General features: G+C 70.8%; 1 protein-coding gene. It reads left to right on the top strand.

Annotated elements, in window-relative coordinates; genetic code table 11:
- The coding region (locus AC1D1S_RS21065) for an MFS transporter (RefSeq protein WP_476995437.1) at positions 1–1,553 on the top strand (1,553 nt) is incomplete at its 5' end.
- Positions 1,554–1,644: the final 91 nt, after the last annotated feature.

Raw genomic sequence — 1,644 nt, 5'->3', positions numbered from 1 at the left:
CTCCTGCGGCCACCGGGCCCCGGGCTCCGTGGCGTGACTGGGTGGCGCTGGCCCTGCTGATGTTCCCCGTCCTGCTCGTGGCCGTGGACAACACCGCGCTCACGTTCGCCCTGCCGGCCATCGCCAGCAGCCTGACCGCCTCCGGCGTCGAACTGCTCTGGATCGTCGACGCCTATCCCCTGGTCCTGGCCGGACTCCTGGTCGCGATGGGTTCCCTGGGCGACAGGATCGGCCGGCGCCGGCTGCTGTTCGTGGGCAGCGCGGGCTTCGCCGCGGTGTCGGCCGTGACGGCGTTCGCGCCGAGTGCGGAGTGGCTGATCGCCGGCCGCGCCGGGCTTGGCCTGTTCGGCGCCATGCTCATGCCGTCCACGCTGTCGCTGATCCGGAACATCTTTCCGCAGCCCAACAGGCGCAGGCTGGCGGTGGCGATCTGGGCCGCAGGATTCTCCGGTGGCGCCGCCCTCGGCCCGATTGCCGGCGGCTGGCTGGTGGAACACTTCTGGTGGGGCGCCGTCCTGCTGGTCGCGGTGCCGATCATCCTGCCGCTGCTGCTGCTCGGGCCGGCGCTGATCCCGRAATCCCGCGATCCGAAGCCGGGCCGGGTGGACGTGCCCAGCATTGCCCTGTCCCTGCTAGTCATGGTGCCGGTGGTCTACGGGATCAAGGCCCTTGCCACCCACGGGCCGGCTCCTGAGGCCTTCGCGAGCATCGGAACCGGCCTGCTCATGGGCTATGTGTTCATCCGGCGGCAACGCGCGCTTGCCCGTATCCACAGGACAGACCACAGCACCGCGCCGATGCTCGACGTCAGCCTGTTTGGCAACCGGATCTTCAGTACGGCCATCGTGGCCAACGTCCTGGCGCTGTTCTCCTTCAACGGCTTCATTCTCTTCCTGGCCCAGCACCTGCAGCTGCTGGAGGGCCAGTCCCCCTCGGCCTCCGGCGTCGCCATGGTCCCGGCCCTCATCGCCACAGTTGTGGCGGGGCTGCTCGTGGTCCCGCTGGTGCGCAAGGTGCGGCCCGGCTTTGTGGTGGCCGGCGGCCTGCTGCTGAGCGCGGCGGGCTATTTCCTGGTGGCCTTCGGCGACCACAGCCAGGGCCCGTCGTTGCTCCTTGCCGCCCTGCTGGTGCTCTGCCTGGGGGTGGGCGCCGCCGAGACGATCTCCAATGACCTGATCCTGGGCGCGGCGCCCGCCGACAAGGCAGGGGCAGCCGCCGCCATCTCCGAGACCGGCTACGAAGTGGGGTCCCTGCTGGGTACGGCGATTCTCGGCTCAATCCTGACGGCCTCCTACCAGGGCAACCTCCGGCTTCCCGCGGGCGTGTCCGAACTCGCCCCGGCGGCGGCCACCAGCCAGGCCGGTGAAACCCTGGCCGGCGCTGTGGATCTGGCACGGATGCTTCCGGCGCCCCTGGCGGAGGCGGTGACGGCGGCCGCGCGCACCGCCTTCGACTCGGGCGTGCACGTCACGGCGTCAATTGCGCTGGTCCTGATGTCCGGGGCCTGCGTCCTGGCCGCCGTCGTCCTGCGGTCGGTGCCGAAGGCCCAATAGGGCTCAGGGGCCGTCGTCAGCGTCACGCCGCCGTCAGCGTGAAGGGGTTCCAGCGCTTAAACACCAGCGTCCGGCGCCGGGAGGATACCCG

It is taken from the genome of Arthrobacter sp. P1_A5 (assembly GCF_056406825.1).
This window is presented reverse-complemented; position numbering and strand designations above follow the sequence as displayed.